The sequence below is a fragment of the Stenotrophomonas sp. STM01 genome (assembly GCF_014852135.1).
GTDB lineage: Bacteria > Pseudomonadota > Gammaproteobacteria > Xanthomonadales > Xanthomonadaceae > Stenotrophomonas > Stenotrophomonas capsici.
The window spans coordinates 1,970,348-1,992,432 of record NZ_JACVBA010000001.1 but is presented as its reverse complement, the minus strand read 5'-3'; the positions used below and the strand labels follow the sequence as shown (position 1 = coordinate 1,992,432).

At 66.2% G+C, this 22,085-nt stretch carries 19 protein-coding genes; 16 read left to right on the top strand and 3 right to left on the bottom strand.

The window, feature by feature from the left end:
- Window positions 1–39 precede the first annotated feature (39 nt).
- The 9 genes from IB227_RS09240 (at window position 40) to IB227_RS09200 (ending at window position 8,170) form a co-directional block, all read left to right on the top strand.
- Window positions 40–525 carry a hypothetical protein gene (locus tag IB227_RS09240; protein WP_192287098.1) on the top strand — a complete coding sequence of 162 codons (486 nt, stop codon included), beginning with the start codon at window positions 40–42 and terminating at the stop codon, window positions 523–525.
- Window positions 525–2,234, top strand: coding sequence for a hypothetical protein (locus tag IB227_RS09235; RefSeq protein WP_192287097.1), 1,710 nt, complete (start codon window positions 525–527; stop codon window positions 2,232–2,234). The genes IB227_RS09240 and IB227_RS09235 overlap by 1 nt, the downstream gene beginning before the upstream one ends.
- A 202-nt stretch (window positions 2,235–2,436) precedes the next feature.
- Complete coding sequence (locus tag IB227_RS09230; RefSeq protein WP_192287096.1) at window positions 2,437–2,970, top strand: hypothetical protein; 534 nt, start codon at window positions 2,437–2,439, stop codon at window positions 2,968–2,970.
- 2 nt (window positions 2,971–2,972) lie between these two features.
- The gene (locus tag IB227_RS09225; protein ID WP_192287095.1) at window positions 2,973–4,529 is read left to right on the top strand and encodes an AAA family ATPase; all 1,557 of its coding nucleotides are present in this window, start codon (window positions 2,973–2,975) and stop codon (window positions 4,527–4,529) included.
- 106 nt (window positions 4,530–4,635) lie between these two features.
- Window positions 4,636–5,268, top strand: coding sequence for a cation transporter (locus IB227_RS09220; protein ID WP_192287094.1), 633 nt, complete (start codon window positions 4,636–4,638; stop codon window positions 5,266–5,268).
- A 58-nt stretch (window positions 5,269–5,326) separates the two neighbouring features.
- Window positions 5,327–6,013, top strand: a complete 687-nt coding sequence (locus tag IB227_RS18480) for a hypothetical protein (protein WP_225591639.1) — start codon at window positions 5,327–5,329, stop codon at window positions 6,011–6,013.
- A 212-nt stretch (window positions 6,014–6,225) separates the two neighbouring features.
- Window positions 6,226–6,462: a 50S ribosomal protein L28 gene (gene rpmB, locus IB227_RS09210; protein WP_132863867.1), complete on the top strand. Its 237-nt coding sequence runs from the start codon at window positions 6,226–6,228 to the stop codon at window positions 6,460–6,462.
- Window positions 6,463–6,472: 10 nt separating this feature from the next.
- Window positions 6,473–6,640 (top strand): 50S ribosomal protein L33, encoded by a 168-nt coding sequence (gene rpmG, locus IB227_RS09205; protein ID WP_172675037.1) that lies wholly within the window; start codon window positions 6,473–6,475, stop codon window positions 6,638–6,640.
- Between the two features lie 153 nt (window positions 6,641–6,793).
- Entirely contained in the window at window positions 6,794–8,170 is a 1,377-nt protein-coding gene (locus tag IB227_RS09200; RefSeq protein ID WP_192287093.1) for an FAD/NAD(P)-binding protein, read from the top strand.
- 74 nt (window positions 8,171–8,244) lie between these two features.
- Here the strand turns inward: IB227_RS09200 and IB227_RS09195 are convergent, their stop codons facing one another.
- Window positions 8,245–8,787, bottom strand: coding sequence for a hypothetical protein (locus tag IB227_RS09195; protein ID WP_192287092.1), 543 nt, complete (start codon window positions 8,785–8,787; stop codon window positions 8,245–8,247).
- A 261-nt stretch (window positions 8,788–9,048) separates the two neighbouring features.
- Here IB227_RS09195 and uvrD point away from each other — a divergent pair, with 261 nt between their 5' ends.
- A complete protein-coding gene (uvrD, locus tag IB227_RS09190) occupies window positions 9,049–11,241 on the top strand; it encodes a DNA helicase II (RefSeq protein ID WP_192287091.1) in 2,193 nt (730 codons plus the stop codon).
- A 6-nt stretch (window positions 11,242–11,247) separates the two neighbouring features.
- Window positions 11,248–11,574, top strand: a complete 327-nt coding sequence (locus IB227_RS09185; protein WP_192287090.1) for a low molecular weight protein tyrosine phosphatase family protein — start codon at window positions 11,248–11,250, stop codon at window positions 11,572–11,574.
- Window positions 11,575–11,744: 170 nt separating this feature from the next.
- Here the strand turns inward: IB227_RS09185 and rtcR are convergent, their stop codons facing one another.
- Window positions 11,745–13,346 (bottom strand): RNA repair transcriptional activator RtcR, encoded by a 1,602-nt coding sequence (gene rtcR, locus IB227_RS09180; protein ID WP_192287089.1) that lies wholly within the window; start codon window positions 13,344–13,346, stop codon window positions 11,745–11,747.
- Window positions 13,347–13,532: 186 nt separating this feature from the next.
- Between rtcR and IB227_RS09175 the strand changes: the two genes are divergently transcribed.
- From IB227_RS09175 to IB227_RS09160, 4 genes are all read left to right on the top strand, one after another.
- A complete protein-coding gene (locus IB227_RS09175; protein WP_225591638.1) occupies window positions 13,533–15,080 on the top strand; it encodes an RNA-binding protein in 1,548 nt (515 codons plus the stop codon).
- A gap of 694 nt (window positions 15,081–15,774) precedes the next feature.
- A complete protein-coding gene (locus tag IB227_RS09170) occupies window positions 15,775–17,001 on the top strand; it encodes an RtcB family protein (protein WP_192287088.1) in 1,227 nt (408 codons plus the stop codon).
- A 48-nt stretch (window positions 17,002–17,049) separates the two neighbouring features.
- A complete protein-coding gene (gene rtcA / locus IB227_RS09165; protein ID WP_192287087.1) occupies window positions 17,050–18,066 on the top strand; it encodes an RNA 3'-terminal phosphate cyclase in 1,017 nt (338 codons plus the stop codon).
- 84 nt (window positions 18,067–18,150) lie between these two features.
- Window positions 18,151–18,600 (top strand): universal stress protein, encoded by a 450-nt coding sequence (locus IB227_RS09160; protein ID WP_132863856.1) that lies wholly within the window; start codon window positions 18,151–18,153, stop codon window positions 18,598–18,600.
- 253 nt (window positions 18,601–18,853) lie between these two features.
- Here IB227_RS09160 and IB227_RS09155 read toward each other — a convergent pair whose 3' ends face one another.
- Complete coding sequence (locus IB227_RS09155; protein ID WP_132863855.1) at window positions 18,854–19,135, bottom strand: DUF2782 domain-containing protein; 282 nt, start codon at window positions 19,133–19,135, stop codon at window positions 18,854–18,856.
- 78 nt (window positions 19,136–19,213) lie between these two features.
- Between IB227_RS09155 and polA the strand changes: the two genes are divergently transcribed.
- On the top strand, window positions 19,214–21,982 hold the full coding sequence (gene polA, locus IB227_RS09150; RefSeq protein WP_192287086.1) for a DNA polymerase I: 2,769 nt from the start codon (window positions 19,214–19,216) through the stop codon (window positions 21,980–21,982).
- Window positions 21,983–22,085 lie beyond the last annotated feature (103 nt).

Below are 22,085 nucleotides of genomic sequence, written 5' to 3'. Positions count from 1 at the left end.
TGCGGCTACGGTTTGTAGGGGCATGACAAGGACAGGGAGATGGTTCGAACGCTTTTGACCGGTACGGAGACCACCGTGTCGGTGACCCCGGTGGTGGACCGCTCCCGCGCCGCCCTCACGACGCTGCAATCGCCCGAAGCGCGGTTGCAGCGTCTCCGGCAGCCGCGCTCATCGACTTACCTGCAGGCCGTGGCAGGGCTGGATGCCGGTGTTCACGTGCATGATCGGAAAGCACTGGATGCCCTGAAGGCAGCGATTGAGGCCGAGCTGGGCGAGCTGGTTGATGGCGAGCAATTGATCGGCATCGTTTCGCGTTGCTATCTGGGCCAACCCTATGAGGTCCATACCCTGGCGCTGGACGGGTTGATCATTGACCACTACAAGATCGGCCAGCCCCTGCCGTTGACGCTTGAGCGGGCGCGAGCGCTTGCACTGCATCGCTCCTATGCCTGCATCGAGGTATATGCCACGCGCATGGTGGCGGTCACTGGGTCCGGCAAAACGGCAATCATCGAGGGGGCGTAATGAGCGGAGAGCGCATCATCCACCTGGCGGACCTGTCCGCCATCACCAGCAACCTGCGTGCGATCAACAACGATCTTGGCGCGTTGAGCGATCAGGTCGGCTATGTGCAGTCCAATGTCGAGGACACCCGCGAAAAGCTGGAAAAGCTGCAACAGGCGTTTGATGCCTTTGTCATCGCCGATACCAGGGCCAAGGAGCTGGGCCTGGCCGAGACCCGCCATGTCAAGGTGCGCCAGGAGCTGGAATCGCGGTTCGGTCATCATGCGGATGTTCGTCGCCAGACGACCGGTATCCTGCAGGCCGCGGATGTACGGCTGGTGCGTCGTGACACGATCAATGCCGCGACCGAGCAGTTGATGCTGGCTGCGCCGGGCTATTGGCTGGCGCCGGCGCTGGTGGCATTGGCGGCCTGGTTGAGCGACAACCGCGACCTGGCAGAGCGCGGGCTGGCTGAAGCATTGCGCCGCGATGACGAGAAGACCAGCCTGCTGTTTGCACTGGTGTGTCGTCGCGCTGGCCGTATTGCTGCTGCGCAGCAGTGGATGGATCGCTACATGGCGCAGCAGAATCCGATGCTCCTGGATCGCCAGACCGTCGTGTTGATCGATGCCATCGCCGGCGGCGTGTTCGGGCTGGAGACGGCGCAAGGGTGCCTCAAGCGCACTGCTGGCTGGATCGACGAGTTATCCCAGCGTGCGGGTTTTGTCGAGGAGCAGCGGGCGCAGTGGGTCGATGCGTTGCGGTCGAAGATGCCAAACGGGGACGACAGTGCGCGCTTCACCAACCTGGGCAGGCATAGCCCGACGTGGCCGGCCTTGCAGGATGCCCTCAACGGCTGCGGGCTGCATGCGGTGGTCACCGATCACTTCGAGGGTGTTTTCGCGGGGCCAGCCAGGGCGACGGCTAGTCTGGCTGCGGATGTGGACCGCCTGCTCGAAAAGCTGACTTCGCATTTCGACGATGAGGAGCTCCCGCTGCGCCGCGAGGAGGAAATGTGCCGGTTGATCATCTCCGAAGGTGGTGACCGCCCGGCCGCACAGAAGCGCTACGACCTCCAGCAGACGCTGGATGAGCAGGTCAGCTTCACCCAGCTGCTGACCAACTCGGCGATGCATCCGGAGACGAGCCATGCATCGCGGGCCACGCAGCGTTTTGCCACGGCATTGTCGCGTAGCTGGATCCTCGATGCGCACCAGGACCTGACGGGGCAGATCCGTGCGCATGTGCCGGGCGATATCACGATCAATATCAGTGGCTGGACCGGCATCACCCGCGATGGTGCGAACCAGCGTGAGCTGGAGGCATCGCTGGGTGGGCATCTGGAAGCGCAACTGCAGGCGGCCTTGGCGAAAGTGAAGCTGGGCGTGTTGCATTGGTTGGGCCTGGCTTTGGCGATCCTGCTGATCGTGGCCGGATTCGGTTCGCTGGTCGCCATGGCAATGGGTGCGGGTCTGCTGCTGTGGGTCGGGGTCAGTTACAAGAACCTCGATGGCGTGCGCGCCAAGCTGCGCAGCCAGTTCGACCAGGCACGCGTGCAGTCGCTGCAGGTGCTGAAGGCGTGCCTGGCCGAGGTGGTGGAAGTCCGGCGCGAGCTCGACCGACGTGACGCCCAGTCCGAATCGCTGATTGCTTTGCTGGAGTCGGCAAGCCCCGACCAGTTCGCTTTGGGCGGCCACGATGCCGCCCGTCGGGTACTGGTAACTGCCTGAGGAGGCACGCATGACACGTCAATTGATTGATTCGCCGATGCCACCGCCGTTGCCTGTCCAGACGGTGGGGCCAGCAGCGCCGTCGTCACCTGAAAGCGGCGAGGTTGCATCTGCCCAAGTGGTTTCAGAAGCATTGGCCGGCGCTCTGCCAAGTTGGGACCTGCTTCCCGGCAATGGCTTCGTCCGCCGTCGACGCTGAGTCATGGTCGTGGTTATCCCGCGTGTCTATGCAGACTGGAGCAGCGCCCTGGAGCGCTTTGCCCAGGGCGGCGACGACGAGTCGGTGCTGCATGCCATGCGCCAGGGGCAATTGGACTGGACGCCGGGTGTGGCGACGTTGTTCAGCGAGCGCATCAATGAGGTATTCGACCAGCGCCTGAAGGCGCTGGGCTCCCGCCTCGATCGCAGTTTCAAGTACTGTCGCGATGAGGTTGACGTCGTGCGTGCGCTGCTGGATGCACGGCGCCAACTGACCGTGCTCCACTGGCTGGCAAGCCTGGAGGTGCTGCCGGAAGTGTTGCGCAGTCATCTGCAGGCATTGCTGCAGAAAGCGGCGCAAGCAATGCAACAGTCCCTGGAGGATGGTGCGCGCAGCCAACGCTCGGATGCGCTGCTGCGAACGCTGCGCCAGCAGGACCTGCGTCATTTCCAGGCTGCAATGCCCATGCCGGTTCCCGCTGCCGGAGAACCTCCTCCTTCATCAGTGCCATCCAAACGGCGCTCATTCCTGGTTTGACGATGACCGACGCAAGCGAATTCAAGGCAACACTGACGCGCTACCTCAAGGCCCGGGTTCCGTTCATATCGATCCGCAGCACGGAGCGCGCCCGTGTTCTGGACATCCTGCGCGAAGTTGCCGGTAGCCTCAATGCGCCGTTCTTCGTGCATACCTTGTCCCAGGGAACGCGCGAGTTGGCCAGTGGTCGCGTGGTGAACGAGGATCGTTCGGTCATTGGCGCGGTGGACTTCGCCAGCCAGCAGATGACCCAACGGCAGAACCTGAGTTTCGTGCTCACCGAGGTCTCGGACCTTGAGGATGACACCGCTTCGTCACGTCAGCTGATCGACGTGGTGATGTTGGCGGCCGACCACGGTGGCTCGTTGGTGGTGGTCACCAGCAAGCCTATCTTCGGGCAGCTGCAGAGGCTGGGTATGTCGGTGCAGTTGTCTGCGCCGAATGAGGATGAGATGGCGGCGATCATCCGCGAGCAGATCGACCCCTACCGCAGCCAGTTCCCGATCGAGTGGGATGAGCAGGACGTGTCGCGTGCTGCTGCGATCCTGGCCGGTGTATCGCGTCTTGAGGCCGAAAACATCATTGCCACGCTGTTGGTCAATGGTCGCATTGCCAAGGCCGACATGGTCGAGCTGATGTCGGCCAAGGATCGGATCTTCGCCGACATCAGTGGTATCGAGCGCGTTTCGGTGCGCAGCGCCGAGATGACGGTGGGCGGACTGGGCGGGCTCAAGGCCTGGCTGCAGCGCGAACGCCCGCTGCTCACGGCGGACCTGCGCGAGCGCGGCATACGTCCGCCACGCGGTGTGCTGTTGGTGGGCGTGCCTGGATGTGGCAAGTCACTTTCCGCCAAGGCGATCGCGCATGACTGGCAGCTTCCGTTGTATCGGCTTGACCTGTCGACCATCCATGGTCAGTACCTGGGCCAAAGCGAAGGGCGGCTGAAGGAGGCGCTGGCCACCGCCGACCACGTGGCGCCCTGCGTGCTCTGGATTGACGAGATCGAGAAGGGTCTGGCCGGTGCGACCGGTGGTGGTGACGGTGGGACTTCGACGCGTCTGGTAGGGCAGTTCCTCTACTGGTTGCAGGAGGCGCGCACGCGCGTGTTCGTGGTGGCGACGGCCAACGACGTGTCCCGGTTGCCGCCTGAGCTGTTGCGTCGTGGACGCTTCGACGAACTGTTCTTCGTCGACTTGCCGACCGCGGAGGAGCGCAGGGACATCATCGGCATCTATGCCCGACGCGGGCTGCCGGATGGGGTGTTGGATGCGTCGTTGCTGAACGAACTGGTGGAGTTGTCCGAAGGCTTTGCTGGCTCGGATCTGGAATCGGCGGTGAGGGAGGTCGTCAAGGAGGCCTACCTGCACGGGGATGGCGTGGTGAATCCGGAATTGTTCCGACGCAGCTTCCACAACGTGGTGCCACTCTCGCGAACCGCGCCGGAACAGATCGAGGGAATCCGGGCATGGGGCAGGGAGCGAGCGGTTCCCGCTTCCGGCGAGCCGATTGCATCGGGTGCCGCGCAGGCCGGGAGACCGCGTCGGGCCGTGTTGGCCTGAGAGCGGGGTGATAGTGGATCGCGGCCGAGTACCTCGGCGAGGTCCTGGCCAGATGCATCCGGCCATGCTCGGCGTGATAATGGCGACGACGGATAATGGTGTCCCCATGAGCGAGTGTTGCGGCTGCGGCAAAACCCTGGAAGTCGAACGCATGCAGGCCCGCCAACGGCGGGTGCTGGTGCAGGTGCTGGTCATCAACCTGCTGACGTTCGTGATGATGATGGGCGCGGCCTGGCACAGCGGCTCGGCCTCATTGCTGTCCGGCAGCCTGGACAATCTCGGCGACGCGCTGACCTATGCGCTGAGCCTGGCGGTGGTCGGTGCCAGCCTCGCCGCCAAGGCGCGCGTGGCCCTGCTCAAGGCGGTGTTCATCCTGTGCGCGGCCATCGCGGTGGCCGTGGGCATCGGCTGGAAGCTGGCCCATCCGCACCTGCCGCTGTTCGAAAGCATGGGCATCGCCGCGCTGCTGAATCTGGCCGCCAACCTGCTGTGCCTGCGCCTGCTGTGGCCGTACCGACAGGGCGACATCAACCTGGCTTCGGCTTGGGCGTGTTCGCTGAACGATGTGTACGAAGGCAGTGCCGTGATCCTGGCCGCGTTGGCGGTGTGGGCGTTCGGCGCCGGTTGGCCGGACCTGCTGATCGGCGCGGCCTTGCTGCTGCTGTTCCTGCGCTCGGCGTGGAAGGTGGCGCGGGCGGCGTGGCGTGAGCTGCGTGGCGCGCAGGCACGTGCGGCCTGACTTGATGTGCGTGCGCCGGGCTGGCTAGAGTCGGGAGGTACATTCAGGGAGCGGGCCCATGCGTATGCACCATCTTGCCGTGCCGGTTCTGTTGTCGCTGTGTGGCCCGGCCGCCGCGCAGGACAGCCCCATCTACATCGAGTTCCTGTGGTCCAGGACACCGGCTGACGCGATTGCCCGCCAGCAGACGCGGCAGTTCGTCATGACGGGCGATCACGAGCACCAGGTCTGCGTGGCCGCCAATGCCACGACCGACGATGTCGGCGGCTTGCAGCTGGAGCTGCGCGATGCCGACGGCAAGCAGGTGTCCCTGCACCGCTATGACGACTACCGCGGTGCCAAACGGTGCTACCGGGCCGACCTGGGCATCGGTGGCAGGCCGGGAGACTGGACGGCGCATGTCCTCCTCGGTGACGGCGGCACCAACACCGCGACGATCCGCGTCGATCCAAGCCTGGAGGACTCGCCGTTGTTCCAGGAGCGTGGCATTCCCTACGTCGCCGGCCGCCCGAACTACGATGCCTCGATCCCGCCGGAACAATGGTCGGGCCGGCTGGTCTGGGCGATGGACGTCGACCCGCAAGGCAAGGTCACCCATGTGGAGGTGGAAGTGGCCGAGGGCGTGGGTGAACGCCTGCGTGATCGCGCCATCGCCGCCGGCTACCTGAGCCTGTTCCCGCCGGACCCGCGCCGGGCCGGCACGCCGCTGCGCTGGCGCCGCACGCTGGACTTCGCCCCCCAGTAGGGCCCGCTGCGGCCGGTGATTTGCACTCGGGGCCTTGGCGCGGCATAATTACCGGCTCGCTGTGTCCGGAAACCTCCGGATTGGTGGTCGGGAACGTGTCATTCGCCCACCCTTGTCAGCGTAACCCTTTGATTCCCATGACACGTGGCGGGCAACCGCCGGGGCCGCCGTCTTCCTGGCTAAGGAAGTCACCAACATTACCGAGGTGCGCAATGTCCCGCGTATGCCAAGTTTCCGGCAAGCGAGTGCAGACGGGTAACAACGTCTCGCACGCCAACAACAAGACCCGTCGTCGTTTCCAGCCGAACCTGCACGAGCGTCGTTTCTGGGTCGCCAGCGAGAACCGCTGGGTCAAGCTTCGTGTTTCCGCGCATGCACTGCGCACCATCGACAAGAACGGCATCGATTCCGTTCTGGCTGAGCTGCGTGCCCGCGGCGAAAAGGTCTGAGGAGTAAACGATCATGGCAGGTAAGCGCGATAAGGTCCGTATGATTTCCTCGGCCGGCACTGGCCACTTCTACACGACCGACAAGAACAAGAAGAACACCCCGGGGAAGATGGAATTCCTGAAGTACGATCCGGTGGTGCGCAAGCACGTGATGTACAAGGAAGGCAAGATCAAGTAATCCGCCCGGATTGCCTGGTCTACCGTTCCACCCAGGACCCGCCGCAAGGCGGGTTCTGTGTTTCAGGCGTGTGAAAGCCCGCCGGCGCATCGCCCATGAACACATGCCGGCAGGGCATCAGGCAGGGGGATGGCATCGCCTACAATCGGGCGGATGAGCGTTCTTGATACCCCCGGGCCGTGTGACGTGGCCATCATCGGCGGCGGTGCCGCCGGCGTCCTCACCGCCATCGGCCTGCTGCGCGGCGCGCGGTCGGCGTTGCGCATCCTGATCCTGGAGCCCTCGTTGCCACTGGCGCGCGGCGTGGCCTACGCCACGCCCTACGACGAGCACCTGCTCAACGTGCCGGCCGGCAAGATGGGCGGCTTCCCCGACCAGGTCGAGGACTTCCTCGATTACCTGATCCACACCCAGGCCTTCCCCGGGGTGGCACGCGACACGCTGGCCGCGAGCTTCGTGCCGCGCTGGCGGTACGCCGAGTACCTGCGTGCGTGCCTGCAGCAGGCCGTGGACAGCAGCGCCGCACAGCTGGAGATCCGCGCCGAACGCGTGCTTGAGCTGGACCGTGACGGTGATGGCCTGCGCCTGGTCCTGGCCTCCGGGCAGGCGGTGCAGGCCCGGCGCGTGGTGCTGGCCTCGGGCAATGCATTGCGCCCGTTGCCGGCCCGTGGCGCTGGCTCGCTGCCCGAGGGCAAGCGCGTGGAGGCATGGGATTTCGCGGCGGTACGTGGCATCGCCGAGCATGCCGACGTGGCGATCATCGGCTCCGGCCTGAGCATGGCCGACACCGTGGTGTCGCTGCTGGCCAGCGGCCACCGCGGGCGTATCCACGTGCTGTCACGGCATGCCCTGATGCCGTTGCCACATGCCAAGGGGCCGGCCGCCGACTACGACCCGGAGCCGCTGCTGGCGATGAACCTGCGCCAGCGCCTGCATGCCCTGCGCGGGCATGCGCGCGCGGCCGCCGCGCGCGGCATCCCCTGGCAGAACGTGATGGAGCGGATCCGGCCGATGGGCCAGGCGCTGTGGCAGACGCTGTCCTGCGATGACCAGCGGCGCTTCCTGCGCCACGTGGTGCGCTATTGGGACATCCACCGCCACCGCATCGCCGGCTCCGTGCATGCACAGCTGGTGCAGCTGCAGCAGGAAAAGCGGCTGGTGCTGCATCGCGGCCGGTTGGAGACCGCGGTCAGCGAGGGTGCCTGCGTGCGGCTGACCGCCATGGACCTGCGCCGTCATCCGTTGCCGTTGGACGTGCACTGCGTGGTCAACGCCACCGGCGTGGAGATGCGCGCCCAAGCCATGCGCAACCCCCTGCTGCAGCAATTGCTGGGCAGCGGGCTGGCGCGCCCGGGGCCGCACGGCATGGGTATCGACAGTGCGCCGGACGGCAGCCTGATCGACGCCGACGGCGTGGTCGAGCCGCGCGTGCAGGTACTGGGCAGCCTGCGCATCGGCCGGCTGTGGGAAAGCCTGGCCATTCCGGAATTGCGTGGCCAGGCGGCGCAGGCGGCTGTGGCGCTGGGCTGAACCGTCACCCCTGCGGGGCAGGGAATGATTGGCGGGGGAATGAAGAGGGGCGCCGTTGGCGCCCCTCTGTTGTTTCAGGACTTCCCTTGGCCGCCGCCAGCAGGGGGCGGTTCGGATCCGCCGGTGTTGGGTGCCTTGGGGGGATTCATCGAGCGGAATGATGGCTCGAAGCGTTCGCCTCCGCGAACCGGCTGGTCCCGGTTCATCAGGGCAAGGCGTCGATTGTCGACATGCGCCCACGACCATTCACCGCGCGGGATGCTCTGCGAGGAGACGTAAGTGAACTGGACGGCCTGGCTGCCGTCTTCGGCGGTCAGTGTGGTCAAGGCCATGTTGGCAATGAACTGACTGCTGATTGCGCGGCCGTCCTTGTTGTTGGCGGGAGCAGTGACGATTTCCTGCAGGTTGTCTTCCAGCAGGCGGTTCAGCCTGGGAGAAAGGCGAAAGGCGGGATTGACGCCGGATATGCGGCCTTTGGCATCCACCTTGACCAGGACAGGAAGCACCTGGCGGTGATCGACATCCTGTACGGACGGGGAGGCCGACTCGGCGAGTGCCGTGCCATGAACAGCCATCAGCGCGAGCGTGCCCGCGAGTGCATTGATCATCTTTCCCATGATCCTTCTCCTGAAAGTTGACTTACCGCTGATCCGTGCAGTGCAACTACCGTAATGCCGATGACACTCTATTGGGGTGCCGGTTGCGCTGTCAAATGACGCACCAAGGCCGTGAGAGCTTCCTGTTGCACGGTCCAAACCCGGGACAAACCCTGCGTTTCAGCGCCCGACATCCGTGCGATACGCATGTATGCCACCCCATCGTCGTACTCGATCAATCGAGGGATCAGTCATTGAGACGGTCTGGCGTAAAATGGCCGGATGGATGTCTCCCACCTTCTCGACGGGCTGAATGCGGCCCAGCGCGAGGCCGTTTCCGCGCCTCTTGGTCACCACCTGATCCTTGCCGGCGCCGGTTCCGGCAAGACGCGCGTGCTCACCCATCGCATTGCCTGGCTGAACGAAGTCTTCGGCGTGCCGACGCACGGCATCTTCGCGGTGACGTTCACCAACAAGGCCGCCGGTGAGATGCGGCACCGCATCGACCTGCAGCTGCGCAACGGCAGCCGCGGCATGTGGATCGGCACCTTCCACGGCCTGGCCCACCGCCTGCTGCGCCTGCACTGGGCTGAGGCCAAGCTGCCCGAAGCCTTCCAGGTGATGGATTCGGACGACCAGTTGCGGCTGGTCAAGCGCGTGGTGCAGCAGCTGGAGCTGGATGACGGCAAGTACCCGCCCAAGCAGATCATGTGGTGGATCAACGCGCAGAAGGACGAAGGCCGGCGCCCGCAGCACATCCAGCCCGAGCCGCACGACCAGTGGGGCGAAACCCTGCGCCAGGCCTATGCGGCCTACCAGGAGCGCTGCGACCGCGCCGGCCTGGTCGACTTCGCCGAGCTGCTGCTGCGCGCGCATGAGCTGCTGCGCGACAACCCTGCGCTGCTGGCGCATTACCGCGCGCGTTTCCGCGAGATCCTGGTGGACGAGTTCCAGGACACCAACGCCATCCAGTACGCCTTCGTGCGCGTGCTGGCCGGCGACAGCGGGCATGTGTTCGTGGTCGGCGACGACGACCAGGCCATCTATGGCTGGCGCGGCGCGAAGGTAGAGAACGTACAGCGCTTCCTGAAGGATTTCCCGGGTGCCGAGACCATCCGCCTGGAGCAGAACTACCGCTCCAGCGCCAACATCCTGGGCGCGGCCAATGCGGTGATCGCGCACAATCCGGACCGCATCGGCAAGCAGTTGTGGACCGACAGCGGCGACGGCGACCCGATCGACCTGTTTGCCGCCTACAACGAGATGGACGAGGCGCGTTACCTGGTCGAGCGTGCGCGGCAGTGGGTGCGCGATGGCGGCAGCTATGGCGACATCGCCGTGCTCTACCGCAGCAACGCGCAGTCGCGCGCCTTCGAAGAAGCGATGCTCAGCGAGCAGGTGCCGTACCGCGTGTACGGCGGCATGCGCTTCTTCGAGCGTGCCGAAATCAAGGACGCGCTGGCCTACCTGCGCTTGATGACCAACCGTAACGATGATGCGGCCTTCGAGCGCGCGGTGAACACGCCCACGCGTGGCATTGGCGAGCGCACCCTGGATGAGGTTCGTCGCATCGCACGGCAGCAATCGCTGTCGTTGTGGGAAGCGTCGATGCTGGCCACGCAGGGCAATGACCTGACTTCGCGTGCCAAGAATGCGCTGGCCGGCTTCATCAACCTGGTGCAGCAGATCACCGTCGAAACGGCGCCGATGAACCTGGCCGAGCGCATCGAGCATGTGCTGACCCGTTCGGCATTGCGCGAGCACTGGAGCAAGGAAAGCCGCAACGCGCTGGATTCGGAGTCGCGCACCGACAACCTCGATGAACTGATCTCGGTGGCCTCGCGTTTCGTGCGTCGCGATGACGACATCGAGGAGGGCGCCGAGGACATGAGCGAGCTGGTGGCCTTCCTGTCCTATGCCTCACTGGAAGCCGGCGAAGGCCAGGCGCAGGCAGGCGAGGAAGGCGTGCAGCTGATGACGCTGCACTCGGCCAAGGGCCTGGAGTTCCCGCTGGTGTTCCTGGCCGGCATGGAAGAAGGGTTGTTCCCGAGCGCGCGTTCGCTGGAGGAAAGCGGGCGGCTGGAGGAAGAGCGCCGGTTGGCTTACGTCGGCATCACCCGCGCGCGCCAGAAGCTGATCCTGGGCTATGCCGAGTCGCGCCGCATCCACGGCCAGGACAACTACAGCCTGCCCTCGCGCTTCCTGCGCGAGATCCCGCGTGAGCTGTTGAACGAAGTGCGCCCGAAGGTGCAGGTCTCGCGGCCGGCCTCGCTGGGCACCAGCCGGGTGATGGGGCATGCCGCGATCGAGGCGCCGCCGATCAAGCTCGGCGCGTTGGTCAACCATCCCAAGTTCGGCGAAGGCATGGTCACCGACTACGAAGGCAACGGTGCGCACGCGCGTGTACAGGTCGAGTTTGCGGATGCCGGCAGCAAGTGGCTGGTAATGGCCTACGCCAACCTGACGGTGATCTGAGGCTGCATGGTCCGTCACGTCCTGTTCGTGTGCAGCCAGAACCGGCTGCGCAGCCCCACGGCCGAGCAGGTGTTTGCCGACTGGCCCGGCATCGAGACGGCTTCGGCCGGATTGAAGCCGGAGGCGGAGAACCCGGTGACGCCCGAGTTGCTGGAGTGGGCGGACCTGATCGTGGTGATGGAGCCGGTGCACAAGCGCCGGCTGGGCGAGCGCTTCCAGCGCTGGCTGCGCGACAAGCGGGTGGCCGTCCTGGGAATTCCAGATGACTACGACTTCATGGCACCGGCGTTGGTACGGCTGTTGCAGCAGAAAGTGCCGCCGTTGTTGGGTTGAGGGGCAGAAGCTAGCCTTCCCCAGCCCTCCCCTTGGCTACGCCAAAGGGAGGGGGTAAGAGCGTGGCTTTGTGGCGATCGGATCGAACTGCACGTACTGCTCCCTCCCTTGCGCAGCAGGGGAGGGTTGGGGAGGGGTAAGGCCTTCCGCTTCATGCCTCACGCCGCCCCTCATTTTCCAATGGTGCGTTCGCGCACCTGCTCCCAATCCAGCCCGAACTTCGCCAGGTACTTGCGCAGCCGATCCGCATCGTTGGTGCTTGCGCGCTGGGTGCGCGACACGGCGAACAGCTCGCGCCCCGCCGCCGACAGCGAGGGGGCACGCCGACAGACGCGGATCACGTCTTCCAGCTGCACCCGGTCGAAGCGGTCCAGCGCCGCCGCTGCTTCCCCCACGAGTTCATCCAGTGGCGAGGCCGTATTGCCGCCTCGCCATTGCGCGCGCAGTCGGGTGATCTCCGCATCCACGCCGTCGATCTGGATGCGTCCGGCCGTGGCCAGGGTCGCCATGCGCACCACGCTCGCTCCCAGGTCGCGGAAGTTGCCGCGCCAGGTGGCTTCGCTGCTGGTGGCAAACGACAGGTATCTCGCACGTGCCTCGACGTTGAAGCGCACGCGCTCGTGCTGTTCGCGTGACCAGCGCTCCAGCTCGAACTCCAGGTTTGGCTCGATGTCCTCGCTGCGCTCGGCGAGCCCGGGCAGCTGGTAGGTCCACAGGTTCAGGCGTGCCAGCAGGTCTTCGCGGAAGCGGCCCTGGCGGACGTCGTCCTGCAGGTCGCGGTTGGTGCCGGCGATCAGCTGGAAGTCGCTCTCCACCTCGCGGTCGCTGCCCACCGGAAGGAAGCGCTTCTCTTCCAGTGCGCGCAGCAGCATGGCCTGCTCGTCCGCGCCGAGTTCGCCGATCTCATCGAGGAACAGCAGGCCCTTGTCGGCCGAGCGCAGCAGGCCGGCGCGGTCGCTGCTGGCGCCGGTGTAGGCCCCCTTGGTATGCCCGAACAGCGTGCTCATCGCGCCATCGCCGCGCAGCGTGGCGCAGTTCACCTCGACGAAGCGGCCTGGCAGCTGATGCTTGTTCTTCTTCAGCTCGAACACGCGCTTGGCCAGCTGGCTCTTGCCGGCGCCGGTCGGCCCCATCAGCAGCATCGGTGCGCGCGAACGCGTGGCCACGGTTTCGATCTGCTCGATCATCCGGTTGAACGCCGGGTTGCGGGTGGCGATGCCGCCCTTGAGCAGGTCGCGGTCCTGCAGCTGCTGCTGGGCGAAGCGCTGGGCGATGTGGTCGTAGCGCGACAGGTCCAGGTCGATCACCGCATGGCTGCCGGGGTCGCCACTGGCCTGCTTGCGCGGCGGCGAGGTCTGCAGCAGGCGACCGGGGAAGTGGCGGCTCTCGGTCAGCAGGAACCAGCAGATCTGGGTGACGTGGGTGCCGGTGGTGATGTGGACGTAGTAGTCCTCTTCGTCCGGCAGGAACGGATAGCTGGCGAGGAAGTCGTGCAGGCGGGCGTACACGCCCTCGAACTCCCACGGGTCGACCAGGTAGTTGTCGTGCAGACGCACCTCGGAGGCCGGCGACACCTGCGCCAGATCGTCCTTGACCTGCTGGGCCAGCTTGCCGAAGCGACGTTGGTCCAGCAGCAGCTCCAGCCGGTCGAGCTGGAAGTCCTCGTGCATGCCCAGGGCCACGGTGGGGCGCCACTTCTCCCAGCGGCCCGGTCCGCTGCCGGCATCGAGCTGGGTGCCGAGCATGCCAAACACCACCTGCCGCTTGGACATATCCATTCCTATAAGTAGCGATATGGAAGTATACGAAATGGATTGCTTGTGGCGCACGGGATAGCGCCTGAAATGAATAAATAGATATTTAAATCAATCAGTTGAGATAATTTTCGAAAAGTTGGCACGGCGATTGCGTTTATAGGGCCAGGACAAGACGCGGGCATTCCCGCCAAGGAGTACCAGATGGCCAACGCAACCCTTTTCGCATCCCTGCGTGGTGCGCTGCTGCCGAAGGCGCAGGCGCGCAACGAAGCCGGTGGGCTGGCCTATGCCCGTGACCCGCGTGCGGCGCTGGCGCTGTTTGCGGCCACCGGCTGCCTCAGCAGCACGTTCTACGGGGACGCCGAGGCGCAGCTGGAACAGGTGCTGGCGCTGTGCGCCGAGGTGGATGCCGACTTCGTCGCCCGCACCGCGGTGTACGCACATGCCGTGGCCCACATGAAGGACATGCCGGCGTTGCTGCTGGCGACGCTGAGCGTGCGCGATGGCGCCGCCTTCGCCGCGGCCTTCCCGCAGGTGATCGACAGCGGCCGCATGCTTCGTACGTTCGTGCAGATCATGCGCAGTGGCCAGGTGGGGCGTCGTTCGCTGGGCTCGCTGCCCAAGCGCCTGTTGCGCCAGTGGCTGGAACAGGCCTCGCCGAAGGCGATCATCCATGCCGCGATCGGCCAGCAGCCGTCGCTGGCCGACGTGATCCGCATGGTCCACCCCAAGCCGCAGGATGCCGCGCGTGAAGCACTGTATGCCTGGGTGATCGGGCGGCCGCACGACGAGGCGTTGCTGCCGGTGGAACTGCAGGCCTACGAGGCGTTCAAGCGTGACCCGCGCGGTGCGTTGCCGGACCTGCCGTTCCAGTACTACACCGCGCTGCCGCTGGATGCCGCGCAGTGGGCGATGCTGGCACGCAACGCGTCATGGCAGCAGCTGCGCATGAACCTCAACACGTTCGCGCGTCATGGGGTGTTCGAGGACCCGGCGATGGTGGAGGTGGTCGCCACCAAGCTGCGTGACCCGCAGCAGATCGCCCGTTCACGGGTGCTGCCGTACCAGTTGCTGATGGCTTACCACGCCGCCGCTGCGTTGCCGCGTCCGATCCTGGACGCGCTGCAGGATGCGATGGAACTGGCCACGGCATCGGTGCCGGCGCTGCAGGGCAACGTGGTGGTGGCGGTGGATGTGTCCGGGTCGATGCAGTCGCCGGTCACCGGCTACCGCAAGGGTGCCACCTCGGCTGCGCGTTGCGTGGACGTGGCGGCGCTGATCGCGGCCTGCGTGTTGCGTGGCCACCCGCAGGCACAGGTGTTGCCGTTCGATACGGACGTCCGCCCGCAGCCGCTGAACCCGCGCGACAGCGTGATGACCCTGGCTCGCCAGCTGGCCATCAATGGCGGGGGGACGTCGGTGAGCGCACCGCTGGCCTACCTCAACCGCAAGCGTGCGCAGGTGGAACTGCTGGTGTTGGTGTCCGACAACGAAAGCTGGCGTGACACCCGTGGCAGCGGTGCGACCGCCACCCTGCGTGAGTGGGCCGCGCTGAAGGCGCGTTGCTCGCAGGCGCAGCTGGTCTGCATCGACCTGCAGCCGGTGGCGACCAGCCAGACCGTCGAGCGGGAGGACGTGCTGCACGTGGGCGGTTTCAGCGATGCGGTGTTCGAGTTGCTGGCCAATGCCAGCCTGCCCGCCGGACAGCGCCCGCGTTGGGTGGAGCGGGTGGCCGCAATGCCTTTGTAGGGACGACACGGAGGTCGTCGCAATGATGCCCGGCTGGCAATGGGGCCAGCCGGGCCTGGATAACAGGATTTTTCATGGAAGAAGGCGGATGCCGGTCTGACTACATGGGTTCTTCCGGTTCGACTCCGGACGTCATTCCACCCCTTGCCGTCTGCTTCCACCCTTTCAATGTCGGTGTGTATGAATGCCGATGGAACTACAGCCTTTGACGCTCCAGGTCGCGGGTTCGACTCCCGCCCGGTGCCGCGATGCACCGGTAGCTCAGTGGTTAGAGCAGGAACGCTGCCATGCCCGCGTGGCATGGCAGCGAGACGTTCCATCACCCTTGTCGTGCACAGCGGCACCCGTCGTAAGGCTTCATGCAGAAGCATGGAGTTGCTTCAATGCCGGCATGCGCGAATGCCGAAGGAACTACAGCCTCTTAAGCTCCGTGTCGCGGGTTCGAATCCCGCCCGCTGTGGAAACGCAGTGGTAGCTCAGTCCGGTAGAGCAGGATGTTCCTTCACCCCTCGTCGCGCGGGCCGGCACCCGTGGCAAGCGTTGCACGCGGTGAATGCCGGTGGAACTACATGGATAACCCTTCGGGGTCGGGTTCAACTCCCGGTGACAGCGTCGGCCATGCCGGCACTGCTTACGGTTCCACCACCCTTTGTCACCGCACCTTTTCGAATTTGAAGATGACAGGAACACCTGCATGAACACTCTCAACTACAACGTCATCCAGGAGCCGGGCGCGGCACCGATCAAGCTGTGGACGCGCGGCGTGCCGCTGGAGGAGCAGGCACGCGAGCAGCTGCAGAACATCGCGCGGTTGCCGTTCATCCACAAGTGGGTCGCGGTGATGCCGGACGTGCACCTGGGCAAGGGCGCGACCGTGGGCTCGGTGGTGCCGACCATCGGCGCGATCATCCCGGCCGCGGTTGGCGTGGACATCGGCTGCGGCATGATCGCCACCCGCACCACGCTGACCGCCAGCGACCTGCCCGACAACCTCTCGGCATTGCGCAGTGCGCTCGAGCGGGCCGTGCCGCATGGTCGCAGCGTGACCCGTGGCGGCCGTGACAAGGGCAGCTGGGATACGCCACCGGCGCTGGCCATCGAAGGCTGGTCGCAGCTTGCTGCTGACTTCGCCTTGATCTGCGAGCGTCACCCCAAGCTGAAGAACACCAACAACCTCAAGCACCTGGGGACGCTGGGCACCGGCAACCACTTCGTCGAGGTGTGCCTGGACGAGGAGCAGCGCGTGTGGTTCATGCTGCACTCCGGCTCGCGTGGCGTCGGCAATGCCATCGGCACCTACTTCATCGAGCTGGCCAAGCAGGAAATGCGTCGCTGGATGATCAACCTGCCCGACCAGGACCTGGCCTACCTGCCGGAAGGCAGCGTGCATTACGGTGACTACGTGTTCGCGGTGGACTGGGCGCAGCGCTTCGCGCGCATGAACCGCGAGATCATGATGCGCAACGTGGTCGCCGCGGCGCGCACGGTGATTGGCAAGCCGTTCGAGGCCCAGGCCGAGGCGGTCAACTGCCACCACAACTACGTCAACCGAGAGCACCACTTCGGCAAGGATGTGCTGGTGACCCGCAAGGGGGCGGTGAGTGCGCGCAAGGGCGAGATGGGCATCATTCCCGGCAGCATGGGGGCCAAGAGCTTCATCGTGCGCGGGCTGGGCAACGAGGACAGCTTCCACAGCTGCAGCCACGGCGCCGGCCGCGTGATGAGCCGTACCCAGGCGCGCAAGCTGATCAGCGTGGAGGACCACATCAAGGCCACCGCGCACGTGGAGTGCCGCAAGGACGCCGAGGTGGTGGACGAGTCACCGGCCGCCTACAAGCCCATCGAGGCGGTGATGGAGGCGCAGCGTGACCTGGTGGAGATCATGCATACCCTGCGTCAGGTGGTCTGCGTGAAGGGATGAAAGGCGCGTGCGCCCCACTACGGTGGGGCGCCGAAGGAAGGCAGGAACATGGACATGATTGAAATCGACGGAAGCCAGGGTGGCGGGCAGTTGCTGCGCTCGGCGCTCAGCCTGAGCCTGTGCACCCGCACTGGCTTCACCCTGCAGGGCATCCGCGCCATGCGCAGGCGCCCGGGACTGATGCGCCAGCACCTGACCGCGGTGACCGCGGCGGCGCGAGTGGGTAATGCGCGGGTGGAGGGTGCCACGCTGGGAGCGACCACGCTGCGCTTCGAACCGGGCGAGGTGCAGGCCGGTGACTACCACTTCGCCATCGGCAGCGCGGGCTCGGCCACGCTGGTGTTGCAGACCCTGCTGCCGGCCTTGTGGCAGGCACCGGCGCCTTCGCGCATACGCGTGGAGGGTGGCACCCATAACCCGTTGGCACCGAGCGCGGACTTCCTGGACCGCTGCTACCTGCCGGCGCTGGCACGCCTGGGCGTGCAGGCGCAGTTGCAGCTGCAGCGGCATGGGTTCTTCCCGGCCGGAGGCGGTGAGCTGGAACTGGAGGTGCAGCCCTGCACGGGATTGTCCGCGTGCGCGTTCGAGCAACGCGGGCCGCTGCAGGCAATGGAGGCATCGGTGCTGGTCTCAGGGTTGGCGGCGGCCATCGGCCAACGCGAGCTGGACGTGCTGGGCAGGCGCCTGGGCGTGGATACCCATCCGCGCCACCTGCAGGTGGTGCGGCCGGCGTTGGGGCCGGGCAATGTCGCGGCGGTGACGGTGCGGCATGGCGCGCACGTGGAGCTGTTCGATGGCCATGGCGAGCGTGGGCTGTCGGCCGAGCAGGTCGGCATGCGCCTGGCCGATGCCGTGCAGGCCTACCTGCAGGGCGAGGCCTGCGTCGGCGAGCACCTGTCCGACCAGCTGCTGCTGCCGATGGCGCTGGCCGGGGGCGGCAGCTTCAGCACCGGGCAGATCAGCGCGCACTTGCACAGCAATGCGCGCCTGATCGAGAAGTTCCTGCCGGTCGCGTTCGACTGGCAGCCGGAGGGGGCGCATTGGCGGGTGAATGTGCTGCAGTGAGGCAATGTTTGATCTGGCTCAATGCGGAACCGCAACATCCGATGTGCAATGGTAACTGTCCACCCTTCACCGAGGAGAACTGCCATGTACACGCGCATCCTGATTGCCACCGACGGTTCCGAGCTGGCCGCCAAGGGCCTGCAGAAGGGCCTGGAACTGGCCGCCCAGCTGGGCGCCCAGGTCGACATCGTCACCGTGTCCGAGCCGTGGGCGGTGGGCATGTACGACGCCATGGGCTGGAGCGCCGGCTACGAGGCCAGCCCCGAGTACAAGAAGGACCGTGAGGCCGGCGCCCAGAAGATCCTGGAGCCGGCGGTTGCCGCCGCACGTGCGGCCGGCGTGGCCAACGTGCAGCCGCACCACGTGCTGGACCGCTACGCAGCCGACGGCATCATCGATACCGCCACGGCCTGTGGCAGCGACCTGCTGGTGATGACCTCGCACGGCCGTCGCGGCGTCACCCGCGTGCTGCTCGGCAGCCAGACCGCCGAAGTGCTGGCGCGCAGCACCGTGCCAGTGCTGGTGATCCGCTGAGTCATGTGCAAGGGGCCGGGAGTGCATCCCGGCCTGCGGCCCCGCCGTCGCGGGGCGTTCTGCCCCTCCCCTGCGCAGCGGGGGAGGGCTGGGGAGGGGCAAGCCCCGGTCCCCGCGAAACTGCAGCCGGGCAAGCCCGCGAGGCGCTGTTTCGCCCCTCAGCCGTGCCAGGGCCGCAGTCCCACCACCGTGATCGCATGGCCACCGCGCCGCTCCTGCCGCAGGCAGGCGACGCGGCGATCCGTGCCCGTCATTACCAGCTGTACAGCTTCCAGTACACCGGCTTGGTGCCGTCCTTGTCGCTGTCCATGCGGCCGTCACCGTCACGGTCGTACATGTAGAACGGTGCGCCACGCGCCGGGGTGACCTTGACCATGCGCAGCACGCCGCCGACCCGGTATTCCTCGACCGTGTCGCCGTTGTCCATGGCCTTGCTGGTCACGTCGGCGCCTGAGACGTCCACCGGCGGGGAGCCGGCGCCCAGGGTGGCGCAGCCGGCCAGGGCCAGCAGGGGGATCAACAGCAGCTGCTTCATGACGGGATTCCTTGTTTCGGCGTGGATTCGATTATGCCCGTGCACGTCGGAAAACGGTCCGCCGCGTAGAATCGGCACATGAGCAGATTAGTCCTGATTGACGGTTCCAGTTACCTGTACCGCGCGTTCCACGCGCTCCCGCCGCTGTCCAACGCCGCCGGCGAGCCCACCGGGGCGCTGTTCGGCGTGGTCAACATGCTGCGTGCCACGCTGAAGGAAAAGCCCGAGTACGTCGCCTTCGTGGTCGACGCACCGGGCAAGACCTTCCGTGACGAGATGTACGCCGAGTACAAGGCCAATCGTCCGCCGATGCCCGACGACCTGCGCGCGCAGGTACAGCCGATGTGCGACATCGTGCAGGCGCTGGGCATCGACATCCTGCGCGTGGACGGCGTGGAAGCCGACGACGTGATTGGCACGCTGGCGTTGGCCGCGGCCAGGGACGGGCTGGAAGTGACCATTTCCACCGGCGACAAGGATTTCGCCCAGCTGGTACGTCCGGGCGTGGTGCTGGTCAACACCATGACCGGCAGCCGCACCGATTCCGATGCGGCGGTGATGGACAAGTTCGGCGTGCGCGCCGACCAGATCGTCGATTACCTGGCGCTGATGGGCGACACCGTGGACAACGTGCCCGGCGTGGAGAAGTGCGGCCCCAAGACCGCCGCCAAGTGGCTGGCCGAATACAACGACCTGGACGGCGTGATCGCCGCCGCCCCGACCATGAAGGGCAAGATCGGCGAGAACCTGCGCGCCGCGTTGCCGCGCCTGCCGCTCAACCGCGAGCTGGTCACCATCCGTACCGACGTGGCACTGGGACAGGGCCCGCGCGACCTGCAGCTGCGCGAGCAGGACGCGGACAGCCTGCGCGCGCTGTACGCGCGTTATGGCTTCACCCAGGCGCTGCGTGACCTCGGTGGCGTGGCCGCCCCGGCCGCCGCCGACGATGCCAAGGTCAGCCTGCGCGGCACCGCCGCCGGTTACGCCAAGGCCGGTGACACGGCGCCGGCCGCCGGCACCGACCCGGCGCTGGCGGCCAAGGGCGAGTACGAGACCGTGCTGACCGCCGGGCAGCTGCAGGCCTGGGTGGAACGCCTGCAGGGTGCCGAGGAGTTCGCCTTCGATACCGAAACCGACGCGCTGGATGCGATGCGCGCCAACCTGGTCGGGATCAGCCTGGCCGTGGAACCGGGCAAGGGCGCCTACATCCCGGTCGGCCATGACTACCCGGGCGCGCCGGCGCAGCTGCCGATGCAGCAGGTGCTCGATGCGCTGCGTCCGTTGCTCGAGGACGCCGGCAGGAAGAAGCTCGGCCAGCACGGCAAGTACGACATCCACGTGCTGCGCAGGCATGGCATCGAGGTGCGCGGCTATGCCGACGACACCATGCTGGAAAGCTTCGTGCTCAATTCCACCGCCACCCGCCACGACATGGATTCGCTGGCGCAGCGCTACCTGGGTTACACCACCACCAAGTTCGAGGAGGTCGCCGGCAAGGGGGCCAAGCAGATCCCGTTCTCGCAGGTGGGCATCGACGAGGCCAGCGCCTATGCGGCCGAGGACGCGGACATCACCCTGCGCCTACACCGCGTGCTGTCGGCGCAGCTGGCGGCCGAGCCGTCGCTGGAAAAGGTGTACCGCGAGATCGAGATGCCGCTGGTACCGGTGCTGGCGCGCATCGAGGCCAATGGCGTGGCGATCGACGCGGCCGAGCTGAAGCGGCAGAGCAGCGACCTGTCCGCGCGCATGCTGGCCGCCCAGCAGAAAGCCACCGAGCTGGCCGGGCACACCTTCAACCTGGACTCGCCCAAGCAGCTGCAGGCGGTGTTGTTCGACGAACTGGGCCTGCCGGCGCTGGTGAAGACGCCCAAGGGCCAGCCCAGCACCAACGAGGAGGCGCTGGAGGCGATCGCCGAGCAGCACGAGCTGCCGCGCGTGATCCTGGAGTACCGCGGGCTGGCCAAGCTGCGCAGTACCTATACCGACAAGCTGCCGGAGATGGTCAACCCGGACACCGGCCGCGTGCACACCAGTTACCACCAGTCCGGCGCGGCGACCGGGCGGCTGTCCTCGTCCGACCCGAACCTGCAGAACATCCCGATCCGCACCGAGGACGGCCGCCGCATCCGCCAAGCCTTCGTCGCCCCGCCGGGGCGCAAGCTGATGGCCTGCGACTACTCGCAGATCGAGCTGCGGATCATGGCCCACCTGTCCGAGGACCCGGGCCTGATCCGTGCCTTCGAGCAGGGCGCCGACGTGCACCGCGCCACCGCCGCCGAGGTGTTCGGGCGCGCGCTGGAGGAGGTGACGCCGAACGAGCGCCGCGCCGCCAAGGCGATCAATTTCGGCCTGATGTACGGCATGAGCGCGTTCGGCCTGGCCAAGAACCTGGGCATCGACCGTGGCCAGGCGCAGGACTACGTGGCGCTGTACTTCAGCCGTTACCCGGCGGTACGCGACTTCATGGAGCGCATGCGCGTGCAGGCACGCGAGCAGGGCTACGTGGAGACGCTGTTCGGCCGCCGGCTGTACCTCAACGACATCCACGCGCGCAACCAGGGCCTGCGTGCCGGTGCCGAGCGTGCGGCGATCAACGCCCCGATGCAGGGCACCGCGGCGGACATCATCAAGCGTGCGATGGTCAGCGTGGATGGCTGGCTGGCCGACCATGCCGACCGCGCCAAGATGATCCTGCAGGTGCACGATGAACTGGTGTTCGAGGCGGACAGCGCATTCATCCAGACACTTCAGGCCGAAGTGGAGGCCCGGATGTCAGCGGCGGCGAATTTGCGTGTGCCGCTGGTGGTGGATACCGGCATCGGGGAAAACTGGGACGAAGCTCACTAATTTTCCAAATTATTAACTCGAATCTCGATTCAATTGAAACACTTCGTTATATCCCTGCGCATTCAAAAAACCGTTTGGCGTCAATGCGATGAATCCATCCTTA

Bases quoted from the DNA above. Each gene is read 5' to 3' on its own strand.
- IB227_RS09240 (WP_192287098.1), top strand. From the start codon at position 40: ATGGTTCGAACGCTTTTGACCGGTACGGAGACCACCGTGTCGGTGACC.
- IB227_RS09235 (WP_192287097.1), top strand. From the start codon at position 525: ATGAGCGGAGAGCGCATCATCCACCTGGCGGACCTGTCCGCCATCACC.
- IB227_RS09230 (WP_192287096.1), top strand. From the start codon at position 2,437: ATGGTCGTGGTTATCCCGCGTGTCTATGCAGACTGGAGCAGCGCCCTG.
- IB227_RS09225 (WP_192287095.1), top strand. From the start codon at position 2,973: ATGACCGACGCAAGCGAATTCAAGGCAACACTGACGCGCTACCTCAAG.
- IB227_RS09220 (WP_192287094.1), top strand. From the start codon at position 4,636: ATGAGCGAGTGTTGCGGCTGCGGCAAAACCCTGGAAGTCGAACGCATG.
- IB227_RS18480 (WP_225591639.1), top strand. From the start codon at position 5,327: ATGCGTATGCACCATCTTGCCGTGCCGGTTCTGTTGTCGCTGTGTGGC.
- rpmB (WP_132863867.1), top strand. From the start codon at position 6,226: ATGTCCCGCGTATGCCAAGTTTCCGGCAAGCGAGTGCAGACGGGTAAC.
- IB227_RS09200 (WP_192287093.1), top strand. From the start codon at position 6,794: ATGAGCGTTCTTGATACCCCCGGGCCGTGTGACGTGGCCATCATCGGC.
- IB227_RS09195 (WP_192287092.1), bottom strand. From the start codon at position 8,787: ATGGGAAAGATGATCAATGCACTCGCGGGCACGCTCGCGCTGATGGCT.
- uvrD (WP_192287091.1), top strand. From the start codon at position 9,049: ATGGATGTCTCCCACCTTCTCGACGGGCTGAATGCGGCCCAGCGCGAG.
- IB227_RS09185 (WP_192287090.1), top strand. From the start codon at position 11,248: ATGGTCCGTCACGTCCTGTTCGTGTGCAGCCAGAACCGGCTGCGCAGC.
- rtcR (WP_192287089.1), bottom strand. From the start codon at position 13,346: ATGTCCAAGCGGCAGGTGGTGTTTGGCATGCTCGGCACCCAGCTCGAT.
- IB227_RS09175 (WP_225591638.1), top strand. From the start codon at position 13,533: ATGGCCAACGCAACCCTTTTCGCATCCCTGCGTGGTGCGCTGCTGCCG.
- IB227_RS09170 (WP_192287088.1), top strand. From the start codon at position 15,775: ATGAACACTCTCAACTACAACGTCATCCAGGAGCCGGGCGCGGCACCG.
- rtcA (WP_192287087.1), top strand. From the start codon at position 17,050: ATGGACATGATTGAAATCGACGGAAGCCAGGGTGGCGGGCAGTTGCTG.
- IB227_RS09160 (WP_132863856.1), top strand. From the start codon at position 18,151: ATGTACACGCGCATCCTGATTGCCACCGACGGTTCCGAGCTGGCCGCC.
- IB227_RS09155 (WP_132863855.1), bottom strand. From the start codon at position 19,135: ATGAAGCAGCTGCTGTTGATCCCCCTGCTGGCCCTGGCCGGCTGCGCC.
- polA (WP_192287086.1), top strand. From the start codon at position 19,214: ATGAGCAGATTAGTCCTGATTGACGGTTCCAGTTACCTGTACCGCGCG.